The 25,147-nt window shown below is 61.8% G+C and carries 25 protein-coding genes; 18 read left to right on the top strand and 7 right to left on the bottom strand.

Translation table 11 applies throughout. From position 1 onward, the window contains the following. Positions 1–88: 88 nt before the first annotated feature. The 4 genes from NKI24_RS07100 to NKI24_RS07115 all read right to left on the bottom strand — a co-directional run bounded on the left by NKI24_RS07100 (position 89) and on the right by NKI24_RS07115 (position 3,103). Entirely contained in the window at positions 89–520 is a 432-nt protein-coding gene (locus NKI24_RS07100; protein ID WP_352744117.1) for an HIT family protein, read from the bottom strand. Positions 521–640: 120 nt separating this feature from the next. Next, positions 641–1,855, bottom strand: coding sequence for a GNAT family N-acetyltransferase (locus tag NKI24_RS07105; RefSeq protein ID WP_352744119.1), 1,215 nt, complete (start codon positions 1,853–1,855; stop codon positions 641–643). Positions 1,856–1,895: 40 nt separating this feature from the next. Beyond that, positions 1,896–2,624, bottom strand: a complete 729-nt coding sequence (locus NKI24_RS07110; protein ID WP_352742689.1) for a glycerophosphodiester phosphodiesterase — start codon at positions 2,622–2,624, stop codon at positions 1,896–1,898. A gap of 14 nt (positions 2,625–2,638) precedes the next feature. Next, positions 2,639–3,103 carry a RidA family protein gene (locus tag NKI24_RS07115; protein ID WP_352448812.1) on the bottom strand — a complete coding sequence of 155 codons (465 nt, stop codon included), beginning with the start codon at positions 3,101–3,103 and terminating at the stop codon, positions 2,639–2,641. Positions 3,104–3,241: 138 nt separating this feature from the next. On the opposite strand from NKI24_RS07115, the gene NKI24_RS07120 reads away from it, so the two are divergent. The 5 genes from NKI24_RS07120 to tsf all read left to right on the top strand — a co-directional run bounded on the left by NKI24_RS07120 (position 3,242) and on the right by tsf (position 7,868). Then, complete coding sequence (locus NKI24_RS07120; protein ID WP_023674927.1) at positions 3,242–4,069, top strand: cell envelope integrity EipB family protein; 828 nt, start codon at positions 3,242–3,244, stop codon at positions 4,067–4,069. Positions 4,070–4,203: 134 nt separating this feature from the next. Next, positions 4,204–5,502 (top strand): lysophospholipid acyltransferase family protein, encoded by a 1,299-nt coding sequence (locus tag NKI24_RS07125; protein WP_352744122.1) that lies wholly within the window; start codon positions 4,204–4,206, stop codon positions 5,500–5,502. A gap of 43 nt (positions 5,503–5,545) precedes the next feature. Beyond that, entirely contained in the window at positions 5,546–5,824 is a 279-nt protein-coding gene (locus tag NKI24_RS07130) for a DUF4031 domain-containing protein (RefSeq protein WP_352448814.1), read from the top strand. Positions 5,825–6,027: 203 nt separating this feature from the next. Continuing rightward, positions 6,028–6,825, top strand: a complete 798-nt coding sequence (gene rpsB / locus NKI24_RS07135; RefSeq protein WP_031211288.1) for a 30S ribosomal protein S2 — start codon at positions 6,028–6,030, stop codon at positions 6,823–6,825. 119 nt (positions 6,826–6,944) lie between these two features. After that, complete coding sequence (tsf, locus tag NKI24_RS07140; protein WP_352448815.1) at positions 6,945–7,868, top strand: translation elongation factor Ts; 924 nt, start codon at positions 6,945–6,947, stop codon at positions 7,866–7,868. Here tsf and NKI24_RS07145 read toward each other — a convergent pair whose 3' ends face one another. After that, positions 7,869–8,807 carry a LysR family transcriptional regulator gene (locus tag NKI24_RS07145; RefSeq protein ID WP_352448816.1) on the bottom strand — a complete coding sequence of 313 codons (939 nt, stop codon included), beginning with the start codon at positions 8,805–8,807 and terminating at the stop codon, positions 7,869–7,871. Between the two features lie 115 nt (positions 8,808–8,922). Here NKI24_RS07145 and NKI24_RS07150 point away from each other — a divergent pair, with 115 nt between their 5' ends. The 13 genes from NKI24_RS07150 (at position 8,923) to lpxB (ending at position 22,032) form a co-directional block, all read left to right on the top strand. After that, on the top strand, positions 8,923–9,351 hold the full coding sequence (locus NKI24_RS07150) for a nuclear transport factor 2 family protein (protein ID WP_352448817.1): 429 nt from the start codon (positions 8,923–8,925) through the stop codon (positions 9,349–9,351). Positions 9,352–9,405: 54 nt separating this feature from the next. Then, positions 9,406–10,512: an aldo/keto reductase gene (locus tag NKI24_RS07155; protein WP_352744125.1), complete on the top strand. Its 1,107-nt coding sequence runs from the start codon at positions 9,406–9,408 to the stop codon at positions 10,510–10,512. Positions 10,513–10,644: 132 nt separating this feature from the next. Then, complete coding sequence (gene pyrH / locus NKI24_RS07160) at positions 10,645–11,367, top strand: UMP kinase (RefSeq protein ID WP_023674934.1); 723 nt, start codon at positions 10,645–10,647, stop codon at positions 11,365–11,367. 91 nt (positions 11,368–11,458) lie between these two features. Continuing rightward, the gene (gene frr, locus NKI24_RS07165; RefSeq protein ID WP_084640965.1) at positions 11,459–12,013 is read left to right on the top strand and encodes a ribosome recycling factor; all 555 of its coding nucleotides are present in this window, start codon (positions 11,459–11,461) and stop codon (positions 12,011–12,013) included. Positions 12,014–12,045: 32 nt separating this feature from the next. Further along, entirely contained in the window at positions 12,046–12,768 is a 723-nt protein-coding gene (locus NKI24_RS07170) for an isoprenyl transferase (protein ID WP_352448819.1), read from the top strand. A gap of 3 nt (positions 12,769–12,771) precedes the next feature. Beyond that, positions 12,772–13,605 (top strand): phosphatidate cytidylyltransferase, encoded by an 834-nt coding sequence (locus NKI24_RS07175; RefSeq protein ID WP_352448820.1) that lies wholly within the window; start codon positions 12,772–12,774, stop codon positions 13,603–13,605. A 104-nt stretch (positions 13,606–13,709) separates the two neighbouring features. Then, positions 13,710–14,852: an RIP metalloprotease RseP gene (gene rseP / locus NKI24_RS07180; protein ID WP_352448821.1), complete on the top strand. Its 1,143-nt coding sequence runs from the start codon at positions 13,710–13,712 to the stop codon at positions 14,850–14,852. Positions 14,853–15,069: 217 nt separating this feature from the next. Next, positions 15,070–17,424, top strand: coding sequence for an outer membrane protein assembly factor BamA (bamA, locus tag NKI24_RS07185; RefSeq protein WP_352448822.1), 2,355 nt, complete (start codon positions 15,070–15,072; stop codon positions 17,422–17,424). Between the two features lie 180 nt (positions 17,425–17,604). Continuing rightward, entirely contained in the window at positions 17,605–18,663 is a 1,059-nt protein-coding gene (gene lpxD, locus NKI24_RS07190; protein WP_352448823.1) for a UDP-3-O-(3-hydroxymyristoyl)glucosamine N-acyltransferase, read from the top strand. Continuing rightward, positions 18,656–19,120: a 3-hydroxyacyl-ACP dehydratase FabZ gene (gene fabZ / locus NKI24_RS07195; protein WP_023674942.1), complete on the top strand. Its 465-nt coding sequence runs from the start codon at positions 18,656–18,658 to the stop codon at positions 19,118–19,120. Before lpxD ends, fabZ begins: the two co-directional genes overlap by 8 nt. 13 nt (positions 19,121–19,133) lie before the next feature. Beyond that, positions 19,134–19,967, top strand: a complete 834-nt coding sequence (lpxA, locus tag NKI24_RS07200; RefSeq protein WP_352474276.1) for an acyl-ACP--UDP-N-acetylglucosamine O-acyltransferase — start codon at positions 19,134–19,136, stop codon at positions 19,965–19,967. 6 nt (positions 19,968–19,973) lie between these two features. Continuing rightward, positions 19,974–20,876 (top strand): LpxI family protein, encoded by a 903-nt coding sequence (locus NKI24_RS07205; protein WP_352448825.1) that lies wholly within the window; start codon positions 19,974–19,976, stop codon positions 20,874–20,876. Next, entirely contained in the window at positions 20,866–22,032 is a 1,167-nt protein-coding gene (gene lpxB, locus NKI24_RS07210; protein WP_352744130.1) for a lipid-A-disaccharide synthase, read from the top strand. The genes NKI24_RS07205 and lpxB overlap by 11 nt, the downstream gene beginning before the upstream one ends. Before the next feature lie 113 nt (positions 22,033–22,145). Here the strand turns inward: lpxB and gltA are convergent, their stop codons facing one another. Together gltA and gltX are read right to left on the bottom strand one after the other, a co-directional pair. Then, positions 22,146–23,474: a citrate synthase gene (gene gltA, locus NKI24_RS07215; RefSeq protein ID WP_023674946.1), complete on the bottom strand. Its 1,329-nt coding sequence runs from the start codon at positions 23,472–23,474 to the stop codon at positions 22,146–22,148. A 179-nt stretch (positions 23,475–23,653) separates the two neighbouring features. Continuing rightward, entirely contained in the window at positions 23,654–25,075 is a 1,422-nt protein-coding gene (gltX, locus tag NKI24_RS07220; RefSeq protein WP_352448827.1) for a glutamate--tRNA ligase, read from the bottom strand. Positions 25,076–25,147: the final 72 nt, after the last annotated feature.

The following is a 25,147-nucleotide window of genomic DNA, read 5'->3' on the forward strand; positions in this document are numbered from 1 at the left end:
AGCCAGTAAAAAAGCCCCGGAAACGGGGCTTTTTTTGTGACACCTTCCGGTTAAGCACCCGGCGCCCGCCGGAGCGGTTTGCGCCGGTTCAGCTTGCCAGCGCCATCCGTATCTTGCCGGCGTTCTCGGCCAGGACTTCAGGCTTTTCCATCTGTCCGCTGTGCGGTTTCAGGGGAATGCCCTCGAAGCGCGGAATGACATGGACGTGAAGGTGAAAGACAGTCTGCCCCGAAGCTGGTTCGTTGAACTGCATAACCGTGACGCCATCGGCATCGAAGGCCTTCTTTACGGCCCGCGCAACTTTCTGGACGTGAACGAAGAGCGGGCCAAGCACCGCCGGATCCGCGTCGAGCAGGTTGCGCGACGGCGCTTTCGGCACCACCAGCGTGTGACCCTGTCCTTGCGGCATCACATCCATGAAGACGATGACCGCGTCATCTTCGTAGACGCGGTGCGAAGGGATTTCTCCGCGCAGGATTTTTGCGAAGATGTTGCTGCTGTCATAGGTTGCTTCGGCCATGGCGCGCGCTCCGGTTCTTGGCTCGCTGTCTCGTGTAGCGAAGCTGTTCCGGGCGGGCAAGACGATCGGTCGACATCGGCCGTGCCGGCCCGCTCGGCTGAGCGATTGGGGCTCGCTACTCTACTCCGCCATCTCCTTGCGGAACGGGGTGTGCTCTTCCAGATATTCGCTCATCCGCTCGACTTCGCGCCGCTCGCGTTGGAGGTAGTCGGCCACTGCATTGCGCAGACCTGGATGGGCGATGTAGTGCGCCGAATGCATCGTCACGGGCCGGTAGCCGCGCGCCAGCTTGTGCTCGCCCTGCGCACCGGCTTCAACCACCTTCAGCTTGCGCGAGATGGCGAAATCGATCGCCTGATGGTAGCAGACCTCGAAATGCAGGAACGGGTGGTCCTCGATGCAGCCCCAATTGCGGCCGTAGAGCGCGTCTGAACCGATGAAGTTGATGGCACCTGCAATGTAGCGCCCGTTGCGTTTGGCCATGACCAGCAGGATGTCGTCGGCCATGCGTTCGCCGATCAGCGAGAAGAAATCGCGGTTGAGGTAGGGCCGGCCCCATTTCCTGCTGCCGGTATCCATGTAGAACGCGAAAAAGTCGTCCCAGGCCTTTTCGGTCAGATCCTTGCCGGTCAGCCAGTCGATCGAGATGCCGTCGGCGAGGGCCTCGCGCCGCTCTTTCTTCATTGCCTTGCGCTTGCGCGAGGCTAACGTTGCGAGAAAATCGTCGTAGCTCGAGAAGCCTTCGTTGAAGAAGTGAAACTGCTGGTCGGTGCGATGAAGGAAGCCGGCCGCCGCCAATATCTGGACGTCGTCCTCCGGCGCGAAAGTAACATGCGCGGAAGACACGCCGAGCTTATCCGTCACCGCCTTCAGGCCGGCCGCAAGACCGGCCTTGACGGTGGGGCTGTCCTCGCCCCTGCCGACCAGCAGGCGAGGGCCGGTGACGGGTGTGAACGGCACCGCGCATTGCAGCTTCGGATAGTAGCGCCCGCCGGCGCGTTCGAACGCGTCCGACCAGCCATGGTCGAAGACATATTCGCCCTGGCTGTGCGACTTCAGATAGCAGGGGACCGCCCCGAGCAGCTTGCCTCGCGCGGTTTCCAGCCTGAGGTGATGGCCTTGCCAGCCGGTGCGCCGAACAGCGCAGCCGGAATCTTCCAGCGCGCTCAAAAAAGCGAATGAAACAAGCGGGTTGTAGCCGTATTCTGCATCGCCGCGTGTGGTGCCGCCGAGGCTGTCCCATTCAGCGCTGGTAAAGGCGCCGATGCCCACGGCGATGCGGATCGACAGCTCCGCATTCGCCGTTTGTCTTTCGCAGTCGTCCCCTTGATCCATGAGGCTTACTTAAGCTCGCTGCGGACCCATACAAGCCCGCTCAGGCGAGCCGTACCAGATCGGGCTCGAATCCTTCGAACGTCATCTGGTCGGCATATTTGAAGGTCAGGTCGACGGCAGGCTGGTCGTGCACGGTCCAGGTGATCACCGGCATGCCGAGTCTCTCTCGCACGAAGGAGACGAACCGGTTCGGCAGGTCGCCGGCAGCGTAGGAGGTGAAGGCGATGTCATGCGCCAGCATGGCGAAATGCGCCTCGATCAGGTGGTTGTCGTTGCCGTAGGCGGTCAACCCGCCGGGTATGCCGGGTGCATATTTCGGGAAGTCGCGGATCAGCCAATGGTCGAACGACATGATCGCGGTCTTGCCCTTGTAATGCTTGAGCATCTTGCCGACGCTTTCGACCAGGCCTTCGTCGTGCCCGGCAGCACCTTTCAGCTCGACAACCATCGGCACACGGCCGTCGACCAGATCAAGCGCCTGCTGCAGCGTCGGCAAATGGTCGGCGGTGCCGCCGACCTTCAGCGCCGTGATCTCGGCAGCCGTACGCTGCCAGACGAAGCCGTCCTCGCCGGTCAGCCGCCGCAGATCGCCATCGTGGATGATGACGGGGACGCCGTCGGATGATAGGTGCACGTCGCATTCGATCGCGTAGCCGCGCTCGGCCGCCGCAGCGAAGGCGGAAAGGGTGTTCTCCCAGCGCGTCTTGTTCATGTCGTGGAGGCCGCGATGGGCGACGGGCCGGGCGGTCAGCCAGGAAAGATCGGTCATGGTTGCAGTCCCGGTCATTCGACTTCGAAGATCGCTTCGATTTCCACTGCGGCATTAAGCGGCAGGGAGGCGGTGCCGACGGCGGAGCGAGCGTGCTTGCCGCGATCGCCGAGCACGGCGGCGAGAAAATCCGAGGCGCCGTTGGCAACCAGATGCTGTTCGACAAAATCCGGTGCCGAGGCGACGAAGACGGTGATCTTCACCAAGCGACGGATTTTCTCGAGATCGCCAAGTGCCGCCTGAGCCTGGGCCAATATGTTGATCGCACAGTATTTTGCGGCTTCCTTGCCGGTCGCGGTGTCGACATCGCGGCCAAGCAGTCCGCTCGCCTGGAGCTTGCCCTCCTTGAGCGGCAACTGCCCGGCGGTGAACAGCAGATTGCCGGTCCGGCAATAGGGCACGTAATTGGCGGCGGGCGCGGCGGCGGCCGGCAGCGTCACGCCGAGATCGCTTAGCCGCTTTTCGATTGTTTCGCTCATGCTATTTCCCTATTGCTTGAAGGTGCCGCGCAGGCCGGGCCGAAATTGCTATTTTTGCCTCGCTTCCGCCACGACTTTTTTTAAGCTGGACCATCTTTCCATGCGGCTTGCCATTAGCCGCGATGATCGGAGCACCCCATGCGCGCAACGCGCCTCGCATTCAACGCCGTTCTCTTGACAGCGGCTTCCTGGGCGGCTCCCGCTTTTGCGGTGCCTGCGCTGCAGGCGCATCGTGCTGTTTACGACATTTCACTCGACAAGGCTTCAGACCGTTCCGGCATTACCGGCATCACCGGCCGCATGGTCTACGAGTTCAACGGCTCGCCTTGCGAGGGCTATACGGTAAAGTTTCGTTTGGTGACCCAGATCGTAACCAGCGACAACACCAGGCTGACCGACCAGCAGATGACCACCTTCGAGGATGCCGAGGGCAAGACCTTCTCCTTCGTGAACAAATCCTTTGTCGACCAGAACCTCGACAAGGAGGTCAAGGGTACCGCAACGAAGGAAGCCAACGGTCTCAAGGTCGATATCGACAAGCCCGAGAAGAACAGCCTGGAACTCGCGCCGACCCAGTTCCCGACCCAGCAAATGGTCGAAATGATCGGCAAGGCGGAAAAGGGCGAGCGTTTCTACGAAACCAACCTGTTCGACGGCTCTGAGGATGCCAACAAGGTGGTGACCACCACCGTCGTCGTCGGCAAGCAAGCCGATGCCGACAATGCCGATCCGGAAGCGCCGGCGCTGGCCAAGCTCGCCACCGACAAATACTGGCCGGTCGACATCGCCTATTTCGATGATGCCGACAAAGGCGGCGAGGAGGTGCCGGAATACCGGATCAGCTTCAAGCTGCACAAGAACGGCATCACGCGCGATCTCGTCATGGACTATGGCGAGTTCTCGATGACCGGCAAACTGGTCAATCTGTCGCTGTTCGATCAGCCAAAGACCTGCCCGTCTAAATAAGCTCGAGTGAACGGCAAGCCGCCGGCGCTATCCGGGATAGTAGCGCTTAATCTTGCGTGGCAGGTCGCATCGACTTGAGCATGCCGCAATTGCCTATCAACGTCTTATGAGGGTATGCGCCGCGGGGGAGCAGGTTGAGCAGGATCGACGTTTTTGTGGCGCCGCGGCCCAATGCAACGCTGATCAACGCTATGACATTCGTCAACCGGATTGTCATGCTGCACGGCATTCCAGGCTTTCGCGACCTGTTGCCATTCAACCGTCTGGCCGGTTTGCGCGGCGTCGCCAATGTCCGCCACATCGATTTTCCGGAGGATGACCGGCAAAGGCTGAAGGCTTGTTGCGGCGCGGGCAAGGCGACGTTCATCACGCCCAACCATCCCGAATTCTTTACCGACTGGATGATCGACAAGGAGGTCGTCTCGCGGGTAAGCCCGCTGGCGGCATCCTGGGCCACGCACGGCGTCGTCAACGGGCTTGGCAGGCTGATGCAGAAATTCTGGTTGGCCAACAATCTGATCGCGCAAATCCCGGGCAACAGCGCGGCCGCCAAGGAACATTCGGTGGCCTGGGCGCTGAAGGGGCACGGCGTGCTCCTGCATCCCGAAGGCGGTGTCGGCTGGCATGCCAACATCATTGCCCCGCTGCTGCCGGGCGCGGTCGAAATGGGGTTCGAGGCGCTGAAGCGCGGCCGCCTGACGGATCCGGATTTCAAGGTTTGGATCGCGCCCGTGATCTGGAAGCTTGCTTTCACGGGGAATGTCGAGGCAGCGCTGGCAAGGGAATGCGCCTATGTCGAGCACAGCCTGAAGATCGAACGCCGTGCCGCCGATTCGCTGCCGGAGCGCATCCATCATATCTATGCGACGTTGCTGTCGCGCGATGAGGCTGCATATGGCCTGCGGTCCGATGAGCGGGCTTTGTATGACGCACGTCAAAAGGACCTGCTGACCGAACTCGGCCGTCGCCTTGCCGAACTTGTCTCGGTCGACGCCGGCACGCTCGACAATGCGGACCTTTTGCGCCGTTCGCGGCGCTGGCTGCGGGAAGACACGGATGGCAGTGGAAGCCAGAAGCAGGTCCGAATGCTGGCGGATACAATCCAGCGCGTGCAGCGTGTCGGGCCGTGGGCTTCAGCCAACCCGGGCATCACGCAGGAGGAGATCGCCGAACATTTGAAGCGGATCCGCAACGATTATTGCAAGGGTACGCTGCGCGATACGATCAACCGTTTCGTGCCGCAGCCGGCAGGCCCACGCCGCGCCTATGTCCGGGTACCGGAGCCGCTAGGCTTGCACGCCTATCAAGGCTCCGTCGAGGAGGCACTCGCCGAACTGCACGGCCGGATGCAGGAGACCGTCACCAGGACGATGACGCAACTCGAGGCCGGCGGCGGCTTCATTTTCTATGCCAATCCCTTCTATCATCGTTAGCGATGTGTTGGTCGGCGCAAGATGAAGGAGTGCGGCAAGCCTCATGGCGGTCTATGTCGATGCGGCGATCTGGAAATGGGTCGGCCACCGCTGGTGTCATCTGCTGGCAGACGACACCGACGAGCTGCATCGCTTTGCCGGGCAGCTCGGCATCAAGCGCGCGTCCTACCAAGGACCGCCGAAGACATCGGCACCGCATTATGACATAACCGGGTTCGAGCGCGACCGCGCAGTGCGGTTAGGCGCCATCGAATGCACCCGCGAGGAGATCGTCGCTGTTTTCCGGCGTGTGCGGGTGCCGAAGGGGAAGATGCGGCGATGACACCGGTGCGCTGATCGCCGCACGCTGAAACACAGACGCCACAACGCTTGCGTTTGTCGCGCTTCCCCTCTATATGCGCGCTCATTCCACACACGGACTTTGGTGTCTGCCCGGGAGAAATCCGGCTGAAACCTCCGGTGGCGTTCGAGGACAAAGTCCAAAAATGCCTGTGTCCGTGGAGGCTAACCGGAAAGGAAATAAGAATGGCTCTGCCTGATTTCAGCATGCGCCAGCTATTGGAAGCTGGCATTCACTTCGGCCACCAGACCCACCGCTGGAACCCGAAAATGGCGCCCTATATCTACGGCGCCCGCAACAACATACACATCATCGACCTCTCGCAGACGGTGCCTTTGCTGCACCAGGCGCTGAAGCAGGTTTCCGACACTGTTGCCAAGGGCGGCCGCGTGCTGTTCGTCGGCACCAAGCGCCAGGCCTCCGACATCGTCGCCGATGCCGCGCAGCGCTCGGCCCAGTACTATGTCAACTCGCGCTGGCTCGGCGGCATGCTGACCAACTGGAAGACGATCTCGAATTCCATCCAGCGCCTGCGCAAGCTCGACGAAATGCTGGCCGGCGAGGCTCAGGGCCTGACCAAGAAGGAGCGCCTCAACCTCGACCGCGAGCGTGAGAAGCTCGACAAGGCGCTGGGCGGCATCAAGGATATGGGTTCGACGCCCGATTTGATGTTCGTGATCGACACCAACAAGGAAGCGATCGCCATTCTCGAAGCCAAGCGTCTCGGCATCCCGGTCGTTGCCATCATCGATTCCAACTGCGACCCGGACAAGATCGACTTCCCGATCCCCGGCAATGACGACGCGGCCCGCGCCATCCAGCTGTATTGCGATTTGATCGCCAAGGCAGCTATCGACGGCATCGCCCGTCAGCAGGGCGCGCTCGGTGTCGATATCGGCGCATCGGTCGAGGCTCCGGTCGAGCCGGCGCTCGATCAGACCCCGGCCGCCGAGAGCCCGGCAGCCCAGACCCCGGAAGCATAGTAGCGAAGGGCGGCCGCGGCCTTCATCTTTCCAATATGTTGGCGCGGTAAGCGCTACCGGCACCAGGCGCATCATCGAAAATCGATGGTGCGTCAGTGCATTTAGACAAAGAGGCGACAATGAGCATTTCGGCTGCACAGGTCAAAGAACTCCGCGACTTGACCGGCGCGGGCATGATGGACTGCAAGGCGGCGTTGAACGAGACCAACGGCAATATGGAAGAAGCCATCGACTGGCTGCGCAAGAAGGGCATTTCCAAGGCCGACAAGAAGGCTGGCCGTACCGCTGCCGAAGGCCTGATCGGCGTAGATTCCGGCGTCCGCGAGGCAGCGATCGTCGAGGTCAATTCCGAGACGGACTTCGTTGCCCGCAATGCTGCGTTCCAGGAGATCGTCGCCAATGTCGCGAAGGTCGCGCTTGCCTATGGCGGCAAGACCGAGGCCGTTGCCGCCGCTCCCTATCCGGGCTCGGGCAAGTCGGTCGCCGAGACCATCAAGGACGCTGTCGGCACCATCGGCGAGAATCTGGGCTTCCGCCGCTCGGCCAAGCTCACCGTCGAGCACGGCGCTGTCGCAACCTACGTTCACAATGCGGTCGCCGACGGCCTTGGCAAGCTCGGCGTGCTGGTGGCCATCGAGACGACAGGCAACGCGCATGCCGCCAACGCCTTCGCCCGTCAGGTTGCCATGCATGTCGCTGCCACCAATCCGATGGCCCTGACCACCGAAGAGCTCGATCCGGCCGCAGTGGAACGCGAGAAGGCGATCTTCGCCGACCAGGCGCGCCAGTCCGGCAAGCCGGAAGCGATAATCGAGAAGATGGTCGAAGGCCGTTTGCGCAAGTTCTATGAAGAGGTCGTGCTGCTCAAGCAGGCTTTCGTGCTCAATCCCGACATTACCGTCGAGAAGGCGCTGAAGGATGCCGAAAGCGAAATCGGCGCGCCAGCCAAAATCGCTGCCTATCTGCGCTTCGCGCTCGGTGAGGGCATCGAGAAGGACGAGACCGATTTCGCGGCGGAAGTCGCGGCAGCGGTCAAGAAGTAACTATTCGTTTGAAAGGCTTTTTCGGCCGGGTATCCGCGAGGATGCCCGGCCGATTTCTTGCGCGGTGTCGATGAAGGCGCGGAGCTTCGGGGCCATCGAGGCGCGGCGCGGGAAATAGAGGAACAGTCCCGGTTCCTCGATCGATACCTCGCCAAGGACTTCGACCAACCGGCCTGCCTCGATGTCGGGCTTGACAAGCGGCTCGAACAGATAGGCGAGGCCGATACCGGCAAGCGCCATTTCCCTTGCCGACAGCGGATCGCTGACGACCACGCTGCCGCGTGTCTCGACGCTGATATCCTTGCCCTGATCGGACAGATCCCAGCGATAGAGCGCACGTGATCGCAGCAGCCGATAGCCGATGCAGTTGTGCGCGGCGAGATCGGCCAACGCCCATGGCCGCCCGCGCCGGGCGACATAGGCCGGCGAGGCAACGATGATGCTGCGGAAAGGCCCTGTCAGTCGCACCGTCACCATATCCTCGGCGATCATCTCGCCCAGCCGGATGCCGGCGTCAAAACCCTCGCCGACGATATCGCTCAGACGTTCGTCGGTGACGATCTCCACCGTCACGTCAGGGTAACGTTCCGCCATCGCCGTCAGGATGGGCATCAGCGCCAGAGGCAGCGCCAAACGCGGCGCGTTGATCCTGAGCAGTCCGCTTGCCCGGCCTTTGACAGAGCGGATACGTTCGATCCGGTCGGCAATGTCTTCCAGCGCCGGCTCCGCCGCAGCGACAAGCGCGGTGCCAGCCTCGGTCAGCGAGACGCTGCGCGTGGTGCGGGCAAACAACGGCTGGCCGATTCGCTCCTCTACCAGCCGAACCGCATGGCTGACCGCTGACGGGCTCATGCCGAGCTCGGCGGCTGCCGGCGCGAAGCCGCCACGCCGCGCGACGGCAACGATTATAGGTAGGTGGCTAAGCAGATCGCGGTCCATTCATGCATGATACCGCATAGTCCATTCGGATAATGCAAATCTTATCGGTGGGGAAAGGAGGGCGCATCTTTGGCTGCATCACACGGCAATCGCCGAGCAGCTAAGGAGACGTCTAATGACCGACCTCGATTCCGAACGAACCCGTAATCTCGAGACCGTGCGTAAATTCTTTGATCTGATGCACCGCAACGACATTGAGTCATGGGGCGACCTTTGGGCTGAAGATGGCCGTATACTTGTCTTCTACCCACCGGCAGGATTTGGAAACAGCATCGATGGTAAGGCCGCGATCCTGGCGGCCTTCCGAGGCCTCTTCGGTAATTTCGAATCCTTCGATTCGCAGCTGACAGCCATCTATCCGGCAGCGGATTCGGACGCGATCGTCGTTGAGTACAAGAACCGCGCGGTGCTGATCGGCGGCACTGAATACACCAACAGCAATATCGCGATTTTCCACTTCAAGAGCGGTCTGATCAGCGCCTACCACGATTATTTCGATCCGCGCCGCTTCCAGGTGGTGGTCGATGCGCTGGCCAAGGCCTGACTGCGTATCCCAGGCAAGACCTCAATCCCGCTTTTCAAACTTCAGGAGAAATCCATGACCATGTCCTACTACACGCTCGGCAACAGCGGGCTGCGTGTCACCCGCCTGGCGCTCGGCACCATGACGTTCGGCACGGAATGGGGCTGGGGCGCGGAGAAGGAGACCGCGCGCTCCTTGGTTGATGCCTATGTCGAAGCCGGTGGCAATTTCTTCGATACCGCCGATCTCTATACCGGTGGCACGGCCGAAACCTGGCTCGGCGAATTCATCGCCGAGCGTGGGCTGCGCGACAAGGCGGTGATCAGTACCAAATTCACCTACAACGCCGAACCGGGCAACCCGAACGCCGGGGGCAACGGCCGCAAGAACATCCTGCGGGCGATAGACGGTTCGCTGAAGCGGCTCGGCACCGACTACATCGACCTCTACATCCTCCATACCTGGGACAGGCTGACGCCGCCGGAGGAGGTGATGCGGACGCTGGACGATCTGGTGCGCGCCGGAAAGATCCGGCATGTCGGTCTGTCCGACGTGCCGGCCTGGTACGCAAGCCGGGCGCAGGCCGTCGCCGAGCATCGCGGCTATGAACCGGTTTCGGCGCTTCAGCTCGAATATTCGCTGGCCGAGCGCAACATCGAGCACGAGTTCGTGCCGTTCGGCACGCGCTATGGCGCCGGAATCATGGTCTGGAGTCCATTGGCCAGCGGCCTGCTCAGCGGAAAATACCGTTTCGATACAATCGTCGAGGATGGTGGCCGGCTGGAGACAATGCGTGGTTCGACCAATCCCGGTTTCCAGAAATTCACCGATCGCAACTGGCAAATCGTCGCCGAACTGGAGAGGGTTGCCGGCCAGCTCGGCCGCAGCATGGCCCAGGTCGCCCTGAACTGGACGGCAAACAGGCCAGGCATTGCGTCCGTCATCGTCGGCGCCACCAGGCTTGACCAGCTCAAGGACAATCTCGGCGCGCTTGATTTCGACATTCCCGAAGATCTTCGGGCACGGCTCGATGCGGTGAGCCGGCCGGTCACGCCCTTTCCGTATTCGTTCTTCGGCCCTGAAATACAAGCCGGCCTGACCGGTGGGCAGGCGGTTGGCGGTAAGCCGGCAAGCTATCTGCCGGATCTGCTCATGCGAGGCACTTTTGCCGGCGTGAGCTGACGGCTATCCCGGTCCACGATCTCAACTTTCCGGCTCGAGCGCCGCGTGACATCGCGGCGCCCTTCGTGTATCGGAACGCCCAGTGTTTCGGGGCGCACCGAAACGCGTCACACGCACGATGACGAGGACCAGATGACGGTGAAGCCCCTCTACCGACGTGTCTTGCTGAAAGCGTCGGGCGAAGCGTTGATGGGCGAGCAGCATTTCGGCATCGACGTATCGGTGGTCGACCGCATCGCCGCCGACATCGCCGAGGCCCGCGCATTGGGCATCGAAGTCGGTGTCGTCATAGGCGGCGGCAACATCTTCCGTGGCGTCGCGGTTGCGTCAAAAGGCGGAGACCGCGTCACCGGCGACCATATGGGCATGCTTGCCACGGTTATCAATTCGCTGGCGCTGCGCACCTCGCTCAACAAGATCGGCGTCGACGCCGTGGTGCTGTCGGCGATCGCCATGCCCGAGCTTTGCGAAAGTTTTTCGCAGCGTCAGGCGACCGCCTACATGAACCAGGGCAAGGTCGTCATCTTCGCCGGCGGCACCGGCAATCCGTTCTTCACCACCGATTCGGCTGCAGCCCTTCGCGCCGCCGAGATCGGCGCCGATGCTCTGTTCAAGGGCACCCAGGTCGATGGTGTCTATTCGGCTGATCCCAAGAAGGACCCGCATGCGACACGTTTCGAGCGGATCAGCCATGACGAAGTCATCAAACGCGGGCTTTCGATCATGGATACGGCGGCGATTGCACTTGCGCGCGAAAACAACATTCCGATAATCGTCTATTCGATCCACGAGAAGGGTGGCTTCGGCGATATCCTGAGGGGCGGCGGCCGTTGCACGGTTGTCGCAGACGATTGACCGGACCATGAACCCGAAAGGGACCGGTTGCGGATGAGGCTCGAACAGGGCCTAAGCAGTGAACCCGGGTTAACGGGTCGAGGAGACGATGATGAGTGGCGAGTACGACGATCTCAAACGGCGCATGGACGGGGCGATCGCCGCGTTCAAGCATGATCTGGCTTCGCTGCGCACCGGCCGCGCGTCGAGCAACCTGCTCGATGCCGTCCAGGTGCAGGCCTATGGCACCACCATGCCGATCAACCAGGTGGCAACAGTGTCGGTGCCGGAACCGCGCATGATTTCGGTTTCGGTCTGGGACAAGTCGATGGTCAGCGCAGTCGACCGCGCCATCCGTGAAGCCAATCTCGGCTTCAATCCTATCGTCGACGGTACCAATCTCAGGATTCCGCTGCCCGAGCTCAACGAACAGCGCCGCAAGGAGCTGGTCAAGATCTCGCACGGTTATGCCGAGAATGCCCGCGTCGCCGCACGCCACGTTCGCCGGGACGGCATGGACTTTCTGAAAAAGGCGGAAAAGGACGGCGACATCAGTGAGGACGACCATCGCAAACGGGCCGACCAGGTTCAGAAACTGACCGACGAGACAATCAGCACCATCGACCACCTGCTTTCCGACAAGGAAGCGGAAATCATGCAGGTCTAGGGTCTGGCCACGCCTGGCCCGGAAGCGAGAATATGGCAACGCCCGCGCATGTCGCGATCATCATGGACGGAAACGGACGCTGGGCCAAGGCGCGCGGCTTGCCGCGGCTGGCCGGTCACCGCGCCGGCGTCGAGGCGCTGCGCAAGACAGTGCGCGCCGCCCCCGGCCTCGGCATCTCCTTCCTGACCGTCTACGCTTTTTCGTCGGAAAACTGGTCACGGCCGAAATCCGAAGTCAGCGACCTCATGGGCCTGCTGAAGCTTTTCATCCGACGTGACCTCGCCGAGCTGCACCAGAGTGGGGTGCGGATCAGGGTCATCGGTGACAGGGCAGGGCTGCAGCCCGACATAAGGGGGCTGCTCGAGGAAGCCGAAACGCTCACTCTCGGCAACGAGGCGCTGACACTGGTCATTGCCTTCAATTACGGCGGGCGCGACGAGATCGTGCGCACCGCGCGCAAGCTCGCAGCGGCGGTGGCGCGCGGTGAGATCGAGAGCGAGGCGATCACGGCCGATTCCTTTGCCAGCTCGCTCGATACAGAGGGCATTCCGGACCCGGAACTGGTCATCCGCACCAGCGGCGAGCTTCGGCTGTCCAACTTCCTGTTATGGCAGGCCGCCTATAGCGAACTCGTTTTCCTGCCTTGCTACTGGCCCGACTTCAGTCGCGAGCACCTGTCCGATGCACTGCGCGATTTCGCCGGCCGTGAGCGCCGCTTCGGCGGACTTGCCGCCCAAGATGTCGCCTCAGGCTGAGGAATGAGCAACCTCCAACTCCGGGTCATTTCGGCCGTCGTGCTTGCCATCGTCACGCTTGCCCTGACCTGGCTCGGCGGACTGTCCTTCCGGTTGCTTTGCGCCGCCATGGCGGCGGTGATCTTCTACGAGTGGACGCGGATGAGCCGCCCCGTTGCCCCGGCAGGTGCTGGTGCTACGGCAGGTCTCGGCTTTCTGCCCGAGGCGCTGATCGTGGTCTTTATTGGTGCCCTCGTCGCCGGCCTGCCTGCGTCTTTGCTGCTGCCGCTCGTCGCGGCTCTGGTTGCTGTCACTGCCGTCGCTTCTTCCATGCGCAGGGCAGGACCGTGGGAAGCATCCGGCCTTGCCTATGCGGCCGTGTCCGGCTTGTCGCTGGCCTTCTTGCGTGACGGCGACCATTCAGGGCTGCTGGCCATTCTGTTCCTATTCGCCGTGGTTTGGGCGACCGATATCTTTGCCTATTTCGTCGGCCGCTCCATCGGTGGTCCAAGGCTGGCGCCGTCGATCTCGCCGGGCAAGACGCGGAGCGGGGCGCTCGGTGGGTTGGTCGGCGGCGTAGTGGCCGGGCTGCTTCTGGCCGCCGTAGCCGGAACGGGCAACCTCGTCGTGCTTGGCGTGGTCGCACTGGTGCTTTCGATTGTCGCGCAGGCCGGCGACCTGTTCGAATCATGGGTCAAGCGACGCCACGGCCGTAAAGATTCCGGCACGCTGATACCCGGCCATGGCGGCATCATGGATCGGGTAGATGGGCTTGTCGCGGCGGCTTTCGCCCTATACGTCATCGGCTGGATTTCCGCGACCGCCGACCATCCGGCACAGGGGCTGTTTCCGGTTTGAACGGCATCGTCGGTGGGCCGACGCGGGGCTGCGTCATGGATTCGCCTGGATTGATGTCACAGTCGCGGCGTGATCTGTGCCGTGGATGAATTTGAGGGCATGAATTGAACGAGATTTTTCACGCGGTTTTCAGCACAGAGGGCTTTGTCCTCGGCACGCTGGTGCCTTTCCTGTTCGTGCTGACCGTGGTCGTTTTTGTCCACGAAATGGGCCATTACCTCGTCGGGCGTTGGTGCGGTATCGGCGCAAAAGCCTTTTCCATCGGTTTCGGCCCAGAGATCATCGGCTTCAACGATAGCCGCGGCACGCGCTGGAAGCTTTGCGCCATACCGCTCGGCGGCTACGTCAAGTTCGTCGGCGACATGAATGCGACGTCGAGCCAGCCCAGCTCGGAGGAGATCGAGGCACTGAGCGACGAAGAACGCAAGGTGGCCTTCCACACGCAGCCGATCTGGAAGCGCGCGGCGACCGTCGTGGCGGGGCCGCTGTTCAACTTCCTGCTGACGATCGCCGTCTTTGCCGTGCTGTTTTCCGTCCATGGCCGGCCCGTGCTGGAGCCGATGGTGGCTGAGGTCACCGTCGGCAGTCCGGCCGCCGCGGCCGGCATCATGCCCGGCGACCGATTCGTCAGCGTCGACGGCAGCAAGGTCGAGACCTTTGCCGACGTCCAGCGTCTGGTCTCTGGCCGCGCCGGCGACAGCATCACCTTCGTCATGCTACGCGGCGGCAAGGAAATCACCGTCACGGCGACGCCGCGCTTGATGGAACAACAAGACGCACTGGGCAACAAGGTCCAGGTGGCCGTGATCGGCGTCGTCAACAACAAGGAACTCGGCCAGCCGCGGCTGATCACCTATAGTCCGGCCGGGGCGGTCGGGGCAGCGGTCCAGGAAACCGGACACGTCATCCAGCGTACCGGCCAGTTCCTGCAACGTTTCGTTGTCGGTCGCGAGGACAAGTGCCAGCTGGGCGGGCCCATCAAGATCGCCAAGATGTCGGGTCAGGCGGCAAAGCTCGGCTTTGAATGGCTCGTGCAGCTTGTTGCATTCCTGTCAGTCGGGATAGGGATTCTCAACCTTTTGCCGATTCCCCCCCTCGACGGAGGGCATCTTCTGTTCTACGGCGTGGAGGCTGTCATCCGGCGGCCGGTGTCCGAACGCATGATGGAAATGGCTTACCGAAGCGGACTCATATTGGTGCTCGGGTTCATGGGCTTTGTTTTCTGGAACGATCTGTTTGGGTGCTGAAATCATGAAGGAATTTGGCTTCGGCACGAGCAATGTTGAGACGCCGTTTACCATGCGTGGGGATATGCGTGACGCGAAAGCCACGCCGCAGGGTTAAGTAAATACAAATTAACCAGAAGCCTTGCGTGTAGGGAAAATCCGGTTAATACGGTAGGGGAAATTACCGCACGTCCGGTTTTCTCGCCGTGGGGACTTCGAGAAAAGGTACAAAAGCCCGATGAAGGCAGCATCCAAGTTTCTGAGCGCCGCGTCCGCGGTGGCTATGTCCGCCGCTCTGGTTGTACCAGGCGCGCTCGCAGTGCAGTTCGTTGCCACATCGGCCGCCGAGGCGGCTGTCGTCTCCAGAGTCGAAGTCACCGGCAATCAGCGTGTCGACGCGGACACCATCCGCAATTACGTGACGATCAAGCCCGGCAAGGCGTTTTCCAGTTCGGATATCGACGATGCGGTCAAGGCGCTGTTTGGCACCGGGCTGTTTTCGGATGTGCAGATCAACCAGGTCGGATCGACGCTGGTCATCAAGGTGTCGGAATACCAAGTCGTCAACCAGGTGCTGTTCCAGGGCAACAAGAAGCTCAAGGACAACGCGCTTGAGGCCGCGGTGCAATTGAAGCCGCGCGGCACCTTCTCGCAACAGCAACTCGATGCCGATGTCGAGGCGGTCAAGGCCGCATACCGGCGTATCGGCCGCGACGATGCCGCCGTGACCACCCAGATCATGGATCTCGGCGACAACCGGGTAAACGTGGTCTTCAACATCAACGAAGGCGGCCGCACCCAGATTGCCGCGATCAATTTCGTCGGCAACAGCGCCTATTCGAGCCGCCGGCTGTCGGACATCATCTCCACCAAGCGCTCGTCCTTCCTGTCGTTCGTGCTGCGCGACGATGTTTATGACGAGGACAAGCTGCGCGCCGACCAGGAGCTGCTGCGCCGCTTCTATTATAATCACGGCTATGCCGACTTCCAGGTCGTCTCGGCTGTCGGCGAACTCGACGACACAACCAACAAATACACCGTCACCATCACGGTGCAGGAGGGCGAGCGTTATACGTTCGGGGATGTCAGCGTCGAAAGCACGATCCCCGAGGTCGACGCCAAGTCGCTTGAATCGGTGGTCGAGACCCACAAGGGCGATGTCTACAACGCCAAGAACGTCGAGGACACGATCATCGCCTTGACCGAAAAGGTCGCTGGATCCGGCTATGCCTTCGCCCAGGTGACGCCGCGCGGCGACCGCAACTTCGAGAACCACACGATCTCGGTCGTCTATACGGTCGACCAGGGTACCAAGGCCTATATCGAGCGCATCGAGATTCGCGGCAACGATCGGACGCGCGACTACGTCATTCGCCGCGAGTTCGATGTCAGCGAAGGCGACGCTTTCAATCAGGTCCTCATCCAGCGCGCGAAGAGGCGGCTGGAAGCACTCGATTATTTTGAAAAAGTCGAAATTTCCACCGTTCCGGGTTCTGAGCCGGACCAGGTTGTGCTGGTGGTGGATGTGGTCGAGAAATCGACCGGTGAGTTCACGGTCGGCGCCGGTTATTCGAGCGGCGGTGAAACGTCAGGTCCGTCCGTCGAAGGCTCCATCAGTGAGCGCAACTTCCTCGGTCGCGGCCAATTCATCAAGGTGGCGGCGGGCGGTGGCAAGAACTCGCGCGACTACAGCTTCTCTTTCACCGAACCCTATTTCCTCGGCCGCCGCATCGCGGCCGGCTTCGACATCTACAAGCAGAGCCGAAACTACGACCATTACGACAGCGACACGACAGGCGCGACCGTTCGCTTCGGCCTGCCGATCACAGACAATATCTCGACGCAACTCGCTTATAATATTGCGCAAGAGAAGTACGAGTTCGATGAGGGCTGCGACCCAGCGGCCGGTTGCGACGTGTCCCAGGCGATCCAAAACGGCGTTAACGAGAGCCCATGGCTCAAGTCTTCGGTCAGTCTCGGCCTGATCTACAATACCATCGACGACATGAAGAACCCGCATGACGGTATTTATGCCAATGTCGGCACGGAAGTGGCCGGCCTCGGCGGCGACGCCAAGTTCATCAAGGTCACGGCGCGCGGCAGCATTTATCAGACGCTGTCCGAACAATTGGACCTGGTGGGCCTCATTTCGGGCGGCGCCGGCCATGTCCAAGGCTATGGCAACGGCGATCTGCGCGTCTTCGACCATTTCCAGAGCAGCGACCGTATGATCCGCGGTTTCGAATATGGCGGCATCGGCCCGGTTGCTTCGGACAACAGCAATGACCATCTCGGCGGCACCACCTACTTCAATGCCTCGGCGGAAGCGCAGTTCCCGCTGCCGGTCATCCCCGAAAGCTTCGGTTTGCGTGGCGCTGTGTTCGCCGATGCGGCAACGCTCTACGGCAGCAAAATCGCAAGTGGCCTTGTCAATTCTTCGACAACCGGCATGGAATGGCGCGCTTCCGTCGGTGTCGGTTTGATGTGGGCATCGCCTTTCGGCCCGATCCGCATTGACTATGCGATCCCGGTCAAGAAGGAAAAGACCGACGACGTGCAGGAATTCAACTTCGGCATATCGACCCGCTTCTGATGTGCGGGCAATGATGCTTCCGGCTCGTTTGGGTCCGGATGGCAGTGATCCGACACTACAGCGCAGCGCGTCCTATCGGACGCGCAAAGGACGTTGTAGCACTTTGATTTGCGCATGATCCTTTCCGAGGGTCGATTTCCGATTTTCGGGGTCATGCGCTAGCTGGATATTGCTTCTGGAATGACCGATCCGGTGTTCTTCGCGCCCTCACGCCGGTATACGGCCGGCGAAGTCGCGAATCTGACCGGCTCGACGCTTGTTGATTCCGGTCTCTCCGACGTATCGATCGAGGCTCTGGCGCCCGCCAACGAAGGCGGCGAGAACGCCCTTGTCTTCGTCGATGGCAGGCGCAATTTCGCCCTGATGCAGTCACTGCGGGCGGCGGCGGTTCTCTGCCCTGCCGAATTTGCCGGCAAGGCGCCGGCGGGCATCGCGGTGCTGGTGCATCCGCGCCCGCAGCAGGCCTTCGCAATGGTCGGGCGTCTGCTTTTTCCGGCGGCTGCAACGCCTGGACCGATGACCGGCGAAACCGGTATCTCGCCGCACGCCCATATCGATGCGACCGCCCATGTCGAGGCTGGCGCGATCATCGAAGCGGGTGCGATCATCGGACCTCGCGCTGCCATCGGCAGCGGGACCGTCATTGCCCCGCATGCGGTCATCGGTCCGTCTTCGCAGATTGGCCGCGACGGCTATGTCGGTCCAGGTGCCAGCGTGCAATATGCGTTGATTGGCAATCGCGTCATCATCCATGGCGGTGCCAGGATCGGCCAGGATGGCTTCGGTTTCGTGGCCGGCGCCAAGGGTCCGGAGCGGGTTCCGCAGATCGGCCGCGTCATCATCCAGGACGACGTCGAGATCGGGTCGAATACGACCGTCGATCGCGGCGCCATGTCCGACACGATCATCGGCCAGGGCACCAAGATCGACAATCTGGTGCAGATCGCGCACAACGTTCGCATCGGCCGCAATTGCATAATAGCCGGGCTTTCGGGTATTTCCGGTTCCGTGACGGTAGGCGACAACGTCACCATGGGTGGCGGTGTCGGCCTTGCGGATCATTTGACCATCGGGTCCGGGGCCAAGCTTGCGGCAAGAAGCGGGTTTATGAGCAATGTGCCTGCCGGTGAGATTTGGGGAGGATATCCGGCGCAGCCGATGGCGGAAGCCATGCGCGAGATAGCGGCCTTGCGCAGACTTGCACGGACGCGCAAACAGGGTGAGGGGGGAAATGGCTGACATCGCAGCGGCGACGCTCGAAGCGGTTGACATAATGCGGCTGATGAAGCTCCTGCCGCACCGCTATCCGTTCTTGATGATCGACCGTATTGTCGACATAGATGGCGACGAATCCGCCATCGGCATCAAGAACGTCACCATAAACGAGCCGCATTTCCAAGGTCATTTCCCCGACCAGCCGGTCATGCCCGGCGTGCTGATCATCGAGGCGATGGCGCAGACGGCCGGCGCCATCTGCATCCGCAGCCTTGGTACGGAAAAGCCGTCGCTGGTTTATTTCCTGACCATCGACAATGCCAAGTTCCGCAAGCCGGTCGTTCCAGGCGACCAGCTGAAAATTCATGTGAAGAAAATCAAGAAACGCGGCAATCTTCTCAAATTCGCTTGCGAGGCCCTCGTCGATGGCGCCAAGGCGGCGGAAGCCGAGATCTCGGCGATGATGGTCGCAAGCGGCTGACAAACGAATGCTAATGAAAATCCAGACAGTCATCCATCCATCGTCGGTCATCGAGGCAGGCGCCCAAATCGGCGAAGGCGCCCGCATCGGGCCCTTCTGTCACGTCGGCCCCGACGCCGTGATCGGCGACCGCGTCGAACTGGTCAGCCATGTCTCGGTGATTGGCGCGACCACCATCGGTGCATCGACCAAGGTCTATCCGATGGCGATACTGGGCGGGCCGCCGCAGAACACCAAGCACAAGGGCGGCCGTACCACGCTGGTGATCGGCGAGAACTGCACGATCCGCGAAGGTGTCACCATGCATGTCGGCACCGATTCCAGCCGCGGCGAGACGACGATCGGCGACAACGGCAATTTCCTTGCCTATGCCCATATTGCCCATGACTGCGTGGTCGGCAAGAACGCCACCTTCGCCAATCAAGCGACGTTAGGCGGGCATTGCGAAGTCGGTGACAATGTCTACATCGGCGGCCTTACCGCGGTTCATCAGTTTGTCCGCATCGGCGATAACGCCTTTCTCGGCGGTTGCTCGGCGATCGTCGGCGACGTCATTCCTTACGCCATCGCCGTTGGCAACCGTGCCAGCCTTCGCGGCCTCAACATCATTGGCCTGAAGCGCGCCGGCCTGCCGCGTTCGGAGATCCACTTGCTGCGCAAAGCCTACAAGACGATCTTCGATCGCTCCCGGACTGTCGGCGAAAACATCGAATTCGCCAAGGCGGAATTCGCCTCGTCACCGACTGCCATGAAGATCGTCGACTTCATCGCCGGTCGCGGCAAGCGGCACTACGCCGTGCCGTCGCTCAAGGGTAGCGACGGCGACGATACCGATGATGAAGACTGAGGGCAGATGACGAAAATTGAGGCTGCCGGAAAGGGCCTTGATCTCGCGCCAGATGCCAAGGTCGGCATCATCGCCGGCGGCGGCAGTCTCCCGGTCGAAATTGCCCGAGCGCTCGCCCGGCAAGGCAAATTGCCCTTCGTCGTGATGGCGGCCGGCGAGGTCGATCGCATAGCCGATTTCGAGCCCTATGAGCAGGCAACCTTGAGGCTGGAAGACGTCGGCTCGCTGCTGCCGATCCTTAAGCGGCATCACGTTACGCATCTCGTAACCGCGGGTCATATCACGCGACGCCCCAGGCTGAGCGCCATGCGCCTCAATTTGGGCCTGCTCGCGTGGCTACCCAGCCTCTTCGTCGGTGTAACGCGGGGGGACGATACGGTGCTGAAACTGTTCGTGCGCAGGATCGAGCGCAGCGGCATCAAGGTCGTCGGCGCTCACGAGATCGTGCCGGAGCTGGTCGCCGCCGAAGGCCTGCTGACCAAGGCGGCGCCACGCAAATCCGACTGGCGCGACATCGAGGCGGCGCACGCGGCGGCAAAAGCCATCGGCGCGCTGGATATCGGCCAAGCGGCTGTTGCGGTCGGCGGCCGCGCCATTGCGTTGGAAGGCGTCGAAGGCACCGACGGGCTGCTCGAGCGGACAAGGGAGTTGCGCGGGCACGGCAGGCTGGCCGGCGGGAGCCGCGGTGTTCTGGTCAAATGCGCCAAGCCCGGTCAGGAACTGCGTGCCGATCTGCCCTCCATCGGCCCGCTGACCGTCGAGGCGGCGCATGCCGCCGGACTGGCCGGCATTGCCGTCGAAGCCGGTCGCTCGCTAGTGCTCGAAGGTCCCGCCACCATCGGACGTGCCAATGCGCTCGGCCTGTTCGTAATCGGCCTGCCTGCTGCGGAGCCGGCGCATGGCGAATGAGCGGCCGTTGAAGATAGCCGTCGTCGCCGGCGAGGAGTCCGGCGACCTGCTTGGCGCCGACCTTGTGCAGGCGCTCAAGCGCATGACCGGGCGCGAAGTTCGGCTTGTCGGCATCGGCGGCCGCCATTTGCAGGCGCTCGGCCTGGCGCCATTGTTCGACGGCAGCGAGATCGCACTGATGGGGCTTAGCGCCATCCTGCACGACCTGCCGCGCCTGATGCGGCGGATCGGCCAGACGGCAAACGCGATTGGCGGTGATAAGCCCGATTGCCTTATCACCATCGACAGTCCGGATTTCTCGCTGCGCGTCGCCAAGAAGGTGCGTGCCGCCGATCCGACTATCCCGATCGTCCACTATGTCTGCCCGAGCGTGTGGGCTTGGCGGCCGGGCAGGGCGGCAGCGATGAAGCCATATGTCGATCACATTCTTTGCATCCTGCCGTTCGAGGTGAAGGAACTCGCTCGCCTGGGCGGGCCGCCCGGCACCTATGTGGGGCATCGCCTTGCACACGATCCGGGCATAATCAGTGCCGCCAGGGCGCAGGCGCAGCCGCGTGACCTGTCCGCAGATCACGTCAAAACGTTGCTTGTACTGCCTGGTTCGCGTCGTGGTGAGGTGCGACGCATGGTCGGGCCGTTCGGCGAGACGGTGTCGATCCTGCGGGCGCGCGGGCACCGCTTGCGCCTGCTGTTGCCGACGGTGCCGCACGTCGCCGATCTGGTCAGGACCTCGGTCGCGAGCTGGGACGAGAAGCCGGAGATCATACTCGATGCCGAACGCAAATGGCAGGCCTTCGGCAAGGCCGATGCGGCGCTGATCGCATCGGGGACAGTATCGCTGGAACTGGCACTGGCGAGTGTGCCGATGATCTCCTGCTACCGGCTCGATCCGGTCATGCGCATGGCGCAGCCGCTGATCAAAGTATGGAGCGCAGCCTTGCCCAATCTCATTGCCGACCGGCCCGTTGTGCCGGAACACTACAATCAATATGTGCGGCCGCATTATCTGGCGCGGCAGTTGGAAGCGCTGTTCTCCGATACCGCCTACCGCACCTGGCAGAAGCACGGTTTTGCCGACATTGCCGGGCGTATGGCAACCGCCAAGCCGTCAGGCGAGATTGCCGCGGGTGTGGTGATGGGGATGGGGAGGAAGTGAGTGAATTGTGAATAGTGAATTGTGAATAGTGGTTTCTATGGACAGGGAGCGACGCTTCGCTACTCCCATTCACCATTCACCATTCACCATTCACCATTCACCATTCACCACCTTCACCGCTTCGCGATTGGCACGTAGTCCCGTTCCGGCGCGCCGGTATAGAGCTGGCGCGGGCGACCGATCTTCTGGTGCGGGTCCTCGATCATCTCCTTCCACTGCGCGATCCAGCCGACGGTGCGGGCGACCGCGAACAGCACGGTGAACATGGTGGTGGGAAAGCCCAGCGCCTTCAGCGTGATGCCGGAATAGAAATCGACGTTCGGATAGAGCTTCTTCTCGATGAAATAGGAATCGGTCAGTGCGATCCTTTCCAGCTCCATGGCGATGTCGAGCAGTGGATCGTCCTTGATGCCGAGCTCGCCCAGGACCTCGTGCGCGGTCTTCTGCATGATCTTGGCGCGCGGATCGTAATTCTTGTAAACGCGGTGGCCAAATCCCATCAATCGGAACGGATCGTTCTTATCCTTGGCGCGCGCAATGAATTCCGGGATGTGATCGACATGACCGATCTCGCCCAGCATGTTCAGGGCTGCCTCGTTGGCGCCGCCATGTGCGGGACCCCACAGGCAGGCGATGCCGGCAGCGATACAGGCAAAAGGATTGGCGCCCGACGAGCCGGCCAGGCGGACGGTCGAAGTCGAGGCGTTCTGTTCGTGATCGGCGTGCAGGATGAAGATGCGCTCCATCGCGCGGGCCAGCACCGGATTGATCTTGTATTCCTCGCAAGGCACGGCGAAGCACATATGCAGGAAATTGGCTGCGAAATTCAGCTCGTTCTTCGGGTAAATGAATGGCTGGCCGATGTGGTATTTATAGGCCATCGCCGCGATCGTCGGCATCTTGGCGATCAGCCGCATTGACGCGACCATGCGTTGATAGGGGTCCGAGATATCGGTGGAATCGTGATAGAAGGCCGACAGCGCGCCGACCACGCCGCACATCACCGCCATCGGATGCGCATCACGGCGGAAGCCGGTGAAAAAGCGCGACATCTGCTCATGCACCATGGTGTGGCGCGTCACCCGGTAGTCGAAATCGTCCTTCTGCGCCTTGGTCGGGAGTTCACCATAGAGCAAGAGATAGCAGACTTCGAGGAAGTCGCCGTGCTCGGCCAATTGGTCGATCGGGTAGCCGCGGTGCAAAAGAATGCCGGCATCGCCATCGATGAAGGTGATTTCCGATTCGCAGCTCGCCGTCGACGTAAAACCGGGATCGTAGGTAAAGACGCCGGCGGTGTTGTAGAGCGAACCGATGTCGATGACGTCAGGTCCTACCGAACCACTTCGTATCTTGAATTCATGGGTTTTGCCGCCGAGTTCCAGCTTGGCCGTCGATGCCTGGGTTTTGCCGCCAAATTCCATTTTTGTCGCAGGTTCGGTCATAGCAAACTCCTTTTTGTTTCCTCAGGCCGGCAAAGGCAAAATATCTGAACCCAACACGTCAAAAGCATCGGAATACGCACATTTGCGCCCGCAATTGAATCTGCGCGGCAGATTAGGCCAAGACCCAATGTTGCACTGCGAAACACACCTTTCAATGCCAATCTTCTTGGGCCAGTTTGCTAATCGATTTGATCAGCGATCCGCGCCAGGCTTTCCTCGCGGCCAAGCACGGCAAGCACATCAAAGACACCTGGCGAGGTACTTTTGCCGGTGAGCGCGGCGCGCAAAGGTTGGGCCACGGCGCCGAGTTTATGGCTGGCGGCCTGCGCATAGTCGCGGATCGCGGCTTCGGCTGAGGCGGCAGACCACTCCGAAACCGTGGCTAGTGCCGCATGAGCGCCCCGCAGGATCGCGCGCGCCTCACCGCTGAGCAGCGCCGCCGCCTTCTCGTCGACCGGCAGCGGCCGCTCGACGAAAAGGAATGCAGCCCCTTCAACAAGTTCGACCAGCGTCTTGGCGCGCTCCTTCAGGCCCGGCAAAGCGGCAAGCAGTTGCGCCCTGCGTCTGTCGTCGAGGCGCGCGGCGATTGCCGGGCCGCCTTCAAGATAGGGCAGAGTGGCGATGAAGATGTCGAGCAGCGCCGCGTCGTTCATCCGGCGCATATGCACGCCGTTAAGCGCCTCGAGCTTGGCGAAGTCGAAACGGGCGGCGCCCTTGTTGACGTCGCCAATGTCGAACCATGCAATCATGTCGGCGATCGACATGATCTCATCGTCGCCGTGGCTCCAGCCAAGCCTCGCAAGATAGTTGAGCAGCGCCTCCGGCAGGTAGCCCATGGCGCGATAGGCTTCGACGCCAAGCGCACCGTGCCGCTTCGACAGCTTGGCGCCGTCGGCACCGTGGATCAGCGGGATATGCGACATCGACGGCACCTTCCAGCCCATGGCCTGATAGATTACGGTCTGGCGTGCGGCGTTGGTCAAATGATCGTCGCCGCGGATGATGTGGGTGATGCCCATGTCGTGATCGTCGACGACGACGGCATGCATGTAGGTGGGATTGCCGTCCGAGCGCAGAATAATGAAATCGTCGAGATCCTTGTTGGGAAAGCGCACGTCGCCCTGGACGCGGTCATGCACCACCGTCTCGCCGTCTGTCGGCGCCTTGATGCGGATCGCCCCCTTGGCGCCGGGCGGCGCCTCCGACGGGTCGCGGTCGCGCCAGCGTCCATCATAGCGGGGAGGCAGCCCCTTGGCCCGTGCGCTCTCGCGCATTGCCTCTAGCTCGGCAGGCGTCGCATAACAATAATAGGCCTTGCCCATACGAACGAGCTCCTCGGCCACCTCGCGATGGCGCGGCGCACGCTCGAACTGCGACACCGGCTCGCCGTCCCATGTCAGGCCAAGCCAGGAAAGCCCGTCGAGAATGGCCGCGCTTGCCGCATCGGTGGAGCGCTCGCGGTCGGTGTCCTCGATGCGCAGCAGCATCGTGCCGCCTGTGTGCTTGGCATACAGCCAGTTGAACAGCGCCGTCCGCGCGCCGCCGATGTGCAGGTAGCCGGTGGGCGAGGGGGCAAAACGGGTGACGACCTTATCGGGCATGGAACTCTCAGGCGGGCGAAGGAAGTGGGTTTGCGGACTTTCGCGCGTTGCGCGTTCATGTAGCATAGGAGG

This window comes from Mesorhizobium sp. M0701, assembly GCF_040320365.1.
In the GTDB taxonomy this organism is placed as follows: Bacteria; Pseudomonadota; Alphaproteobacteria; order Rhizobiales; family Rhizobiaceae; genus Mesorhizobium.

Excerpts from the sequence above, each read along its gene's own strand:
- NKI24_RS07100 (WP_352744117.1), bottom strand. The coding sequence starts at position 520 with ATGGCCGAAGCAACCTATGACAGCAGCAACATCTTCGCAAAAATCCTG.
- NKI24_RS07105 (WP_352744119.1), bottom strand. The coding sequence starts at position 1,855 with ATGGATCAAGGGGACGACTGCGAAAGACAAACGGCGAATGCGGAGCTG.
- NKI24_RS07110 (WP_352742689.1), bottom strand. The coding sequence starts at position 2,624 with ATGACCGATCTTTCCTGGCTGACCGCCCGGCCCGTCGCCCATCGCGGC.
- NKI24_RS07115 (WP_352448812.1), bottom strand. The coding sequence starts at position 3,103 with ATGAGCGAAACAATCGAAAAGCGGCTAAGCGATCTCGGCGTGACGCTG.
- NKI24_RS07120 (WP_023674927.1), top strand. The coding sequence starts at position 3,242 with ATGCGCGCAACGCGCCTCGCATTCAACGCCGTTCTCTTGACAGCGGCT.
- NKI24_RS07130 (WP_352448814.1), top strand. The coding sequence starts at position 5,546 with ATGGCGGTCTATGTCGATGCGGCGATCTGGAAATGGGTCGGCCACCGC.
- rpsB (WP_031211288.1), top strand. The coding sequence starts at position 6,028 with ATGGCTCTGCCTGATTTCAGCATGCGCCAGCTATTGGAAGCTGGCATT.
- tsf (WP_352448815.1), top strand. The coding sequence starts at position 6,945 with ATGAGCATTTCGGCTGCACAGGTCAAAGAACTCCGCGACTTGACCGGC.
- NKI24_RS07145 (WP_352448816.1), bottom strand. The coding sequence starts at position 8,807 with ATGGACCGCGATCTGCTTAGCCACCTACCTATAATCGTTGCCGTCGCG.
- NKI24_RS07150 (WP_352448817.1), top strand. The coding sequence starts at position 8,923 with ATGACCGACCTCGATTCCGAACGAACCCGTAATCTCGAGACCGTGCGT.
- NKI24_RS07155 (WP_352744125.1), top strand. The coding sequence starts at position 9,406 with ATGACCATGTCCTACTACACGCTCGGCAACAGCGGGCTGCGTGTCACC.
- pyrH (WP_023674934.1), top strand. The coding sequence starts at position 10,645 with ATGACGGTGAAGCCCCTCTACCGACGTGTCTTGCTGAAAGCGTCGGGC.
- frr (WP_084640965.1), top strand. The coding sequence starts at position 11,459 with ATGAGTGGCGAGTACGACGATCTCAAACGGCGCATGGACGGGGCGATC.
- NKI24_RS07170 (WP_352448819.1), top strand. The coding sequence starts at position 12,046 with ATGGCAACGCCCGCGCATGTCGCGATCATCATGGACGGAAACGGACGC.
- NKI24_RS07175 (WP_352448820.1), top strand. The coding sequence starts at position 12,772 with ATGAGCAACCTCCAACTCCGGGTCATTTCGGCCGTCGTGCTTGCCATC.
- bamA (WP_352448822.1), top strand. The coding sequence starts at position 15,070 with ATGAAGGCAGCATCCAAGTTTCTGAGCGCCGCGTCCGCGGTGGCTATG.
- lpxD (WP_352448823.1), top strand. The coding sequence starts at position 17,605 with ATGACCGATCCGGTGTTCTTCGCGCCCTCACGCCGGTATACGGCCGGC.
- fabZ (WP_023674942.1), top strand. The coding sequence starts at position 18,656 with ATGGCTGACATCGCAGCGGCGACGCTCGAAGCGGTTGACATAATGCGG.
- lpxA (WP_352474276.1), top strand. The coding sequence starts at position 19,134 with ATGAAAATCCAGACAGTCATCCATCCATCGTCGGTCATCGAGGCAGGC.
- NKI24_RS07205 (WP_352448825.1), top strand. The coding sequence starts at position 19,974 with ATGACGAAAATTGAGGCTGCCGGAAAGGGCCTTGATCTCGCGCCAGAT.
- lpxB (WP_352744130.1), top strand. The coding sequence starts at position 20,866 with ATGGCGAATGAGCGGCCGTTGAAGATAGCCGTCGTCGCCGGCGAGGAG.
- gltA (WP_023674946.1), bottom strand. The coding sequence starts at position 23,474 with ATGACCGAACCTGCGACAAAAATGGAATTTGGCGGCAAAACCCAGGCA.
- gltX (WP_352448827.1), bottom strand. The coding sequence starts at position 25,075 with ATGCCCGATAAGGTCGTCACCCGTTTTGCCCCCTCGCCCACCGGCTAC.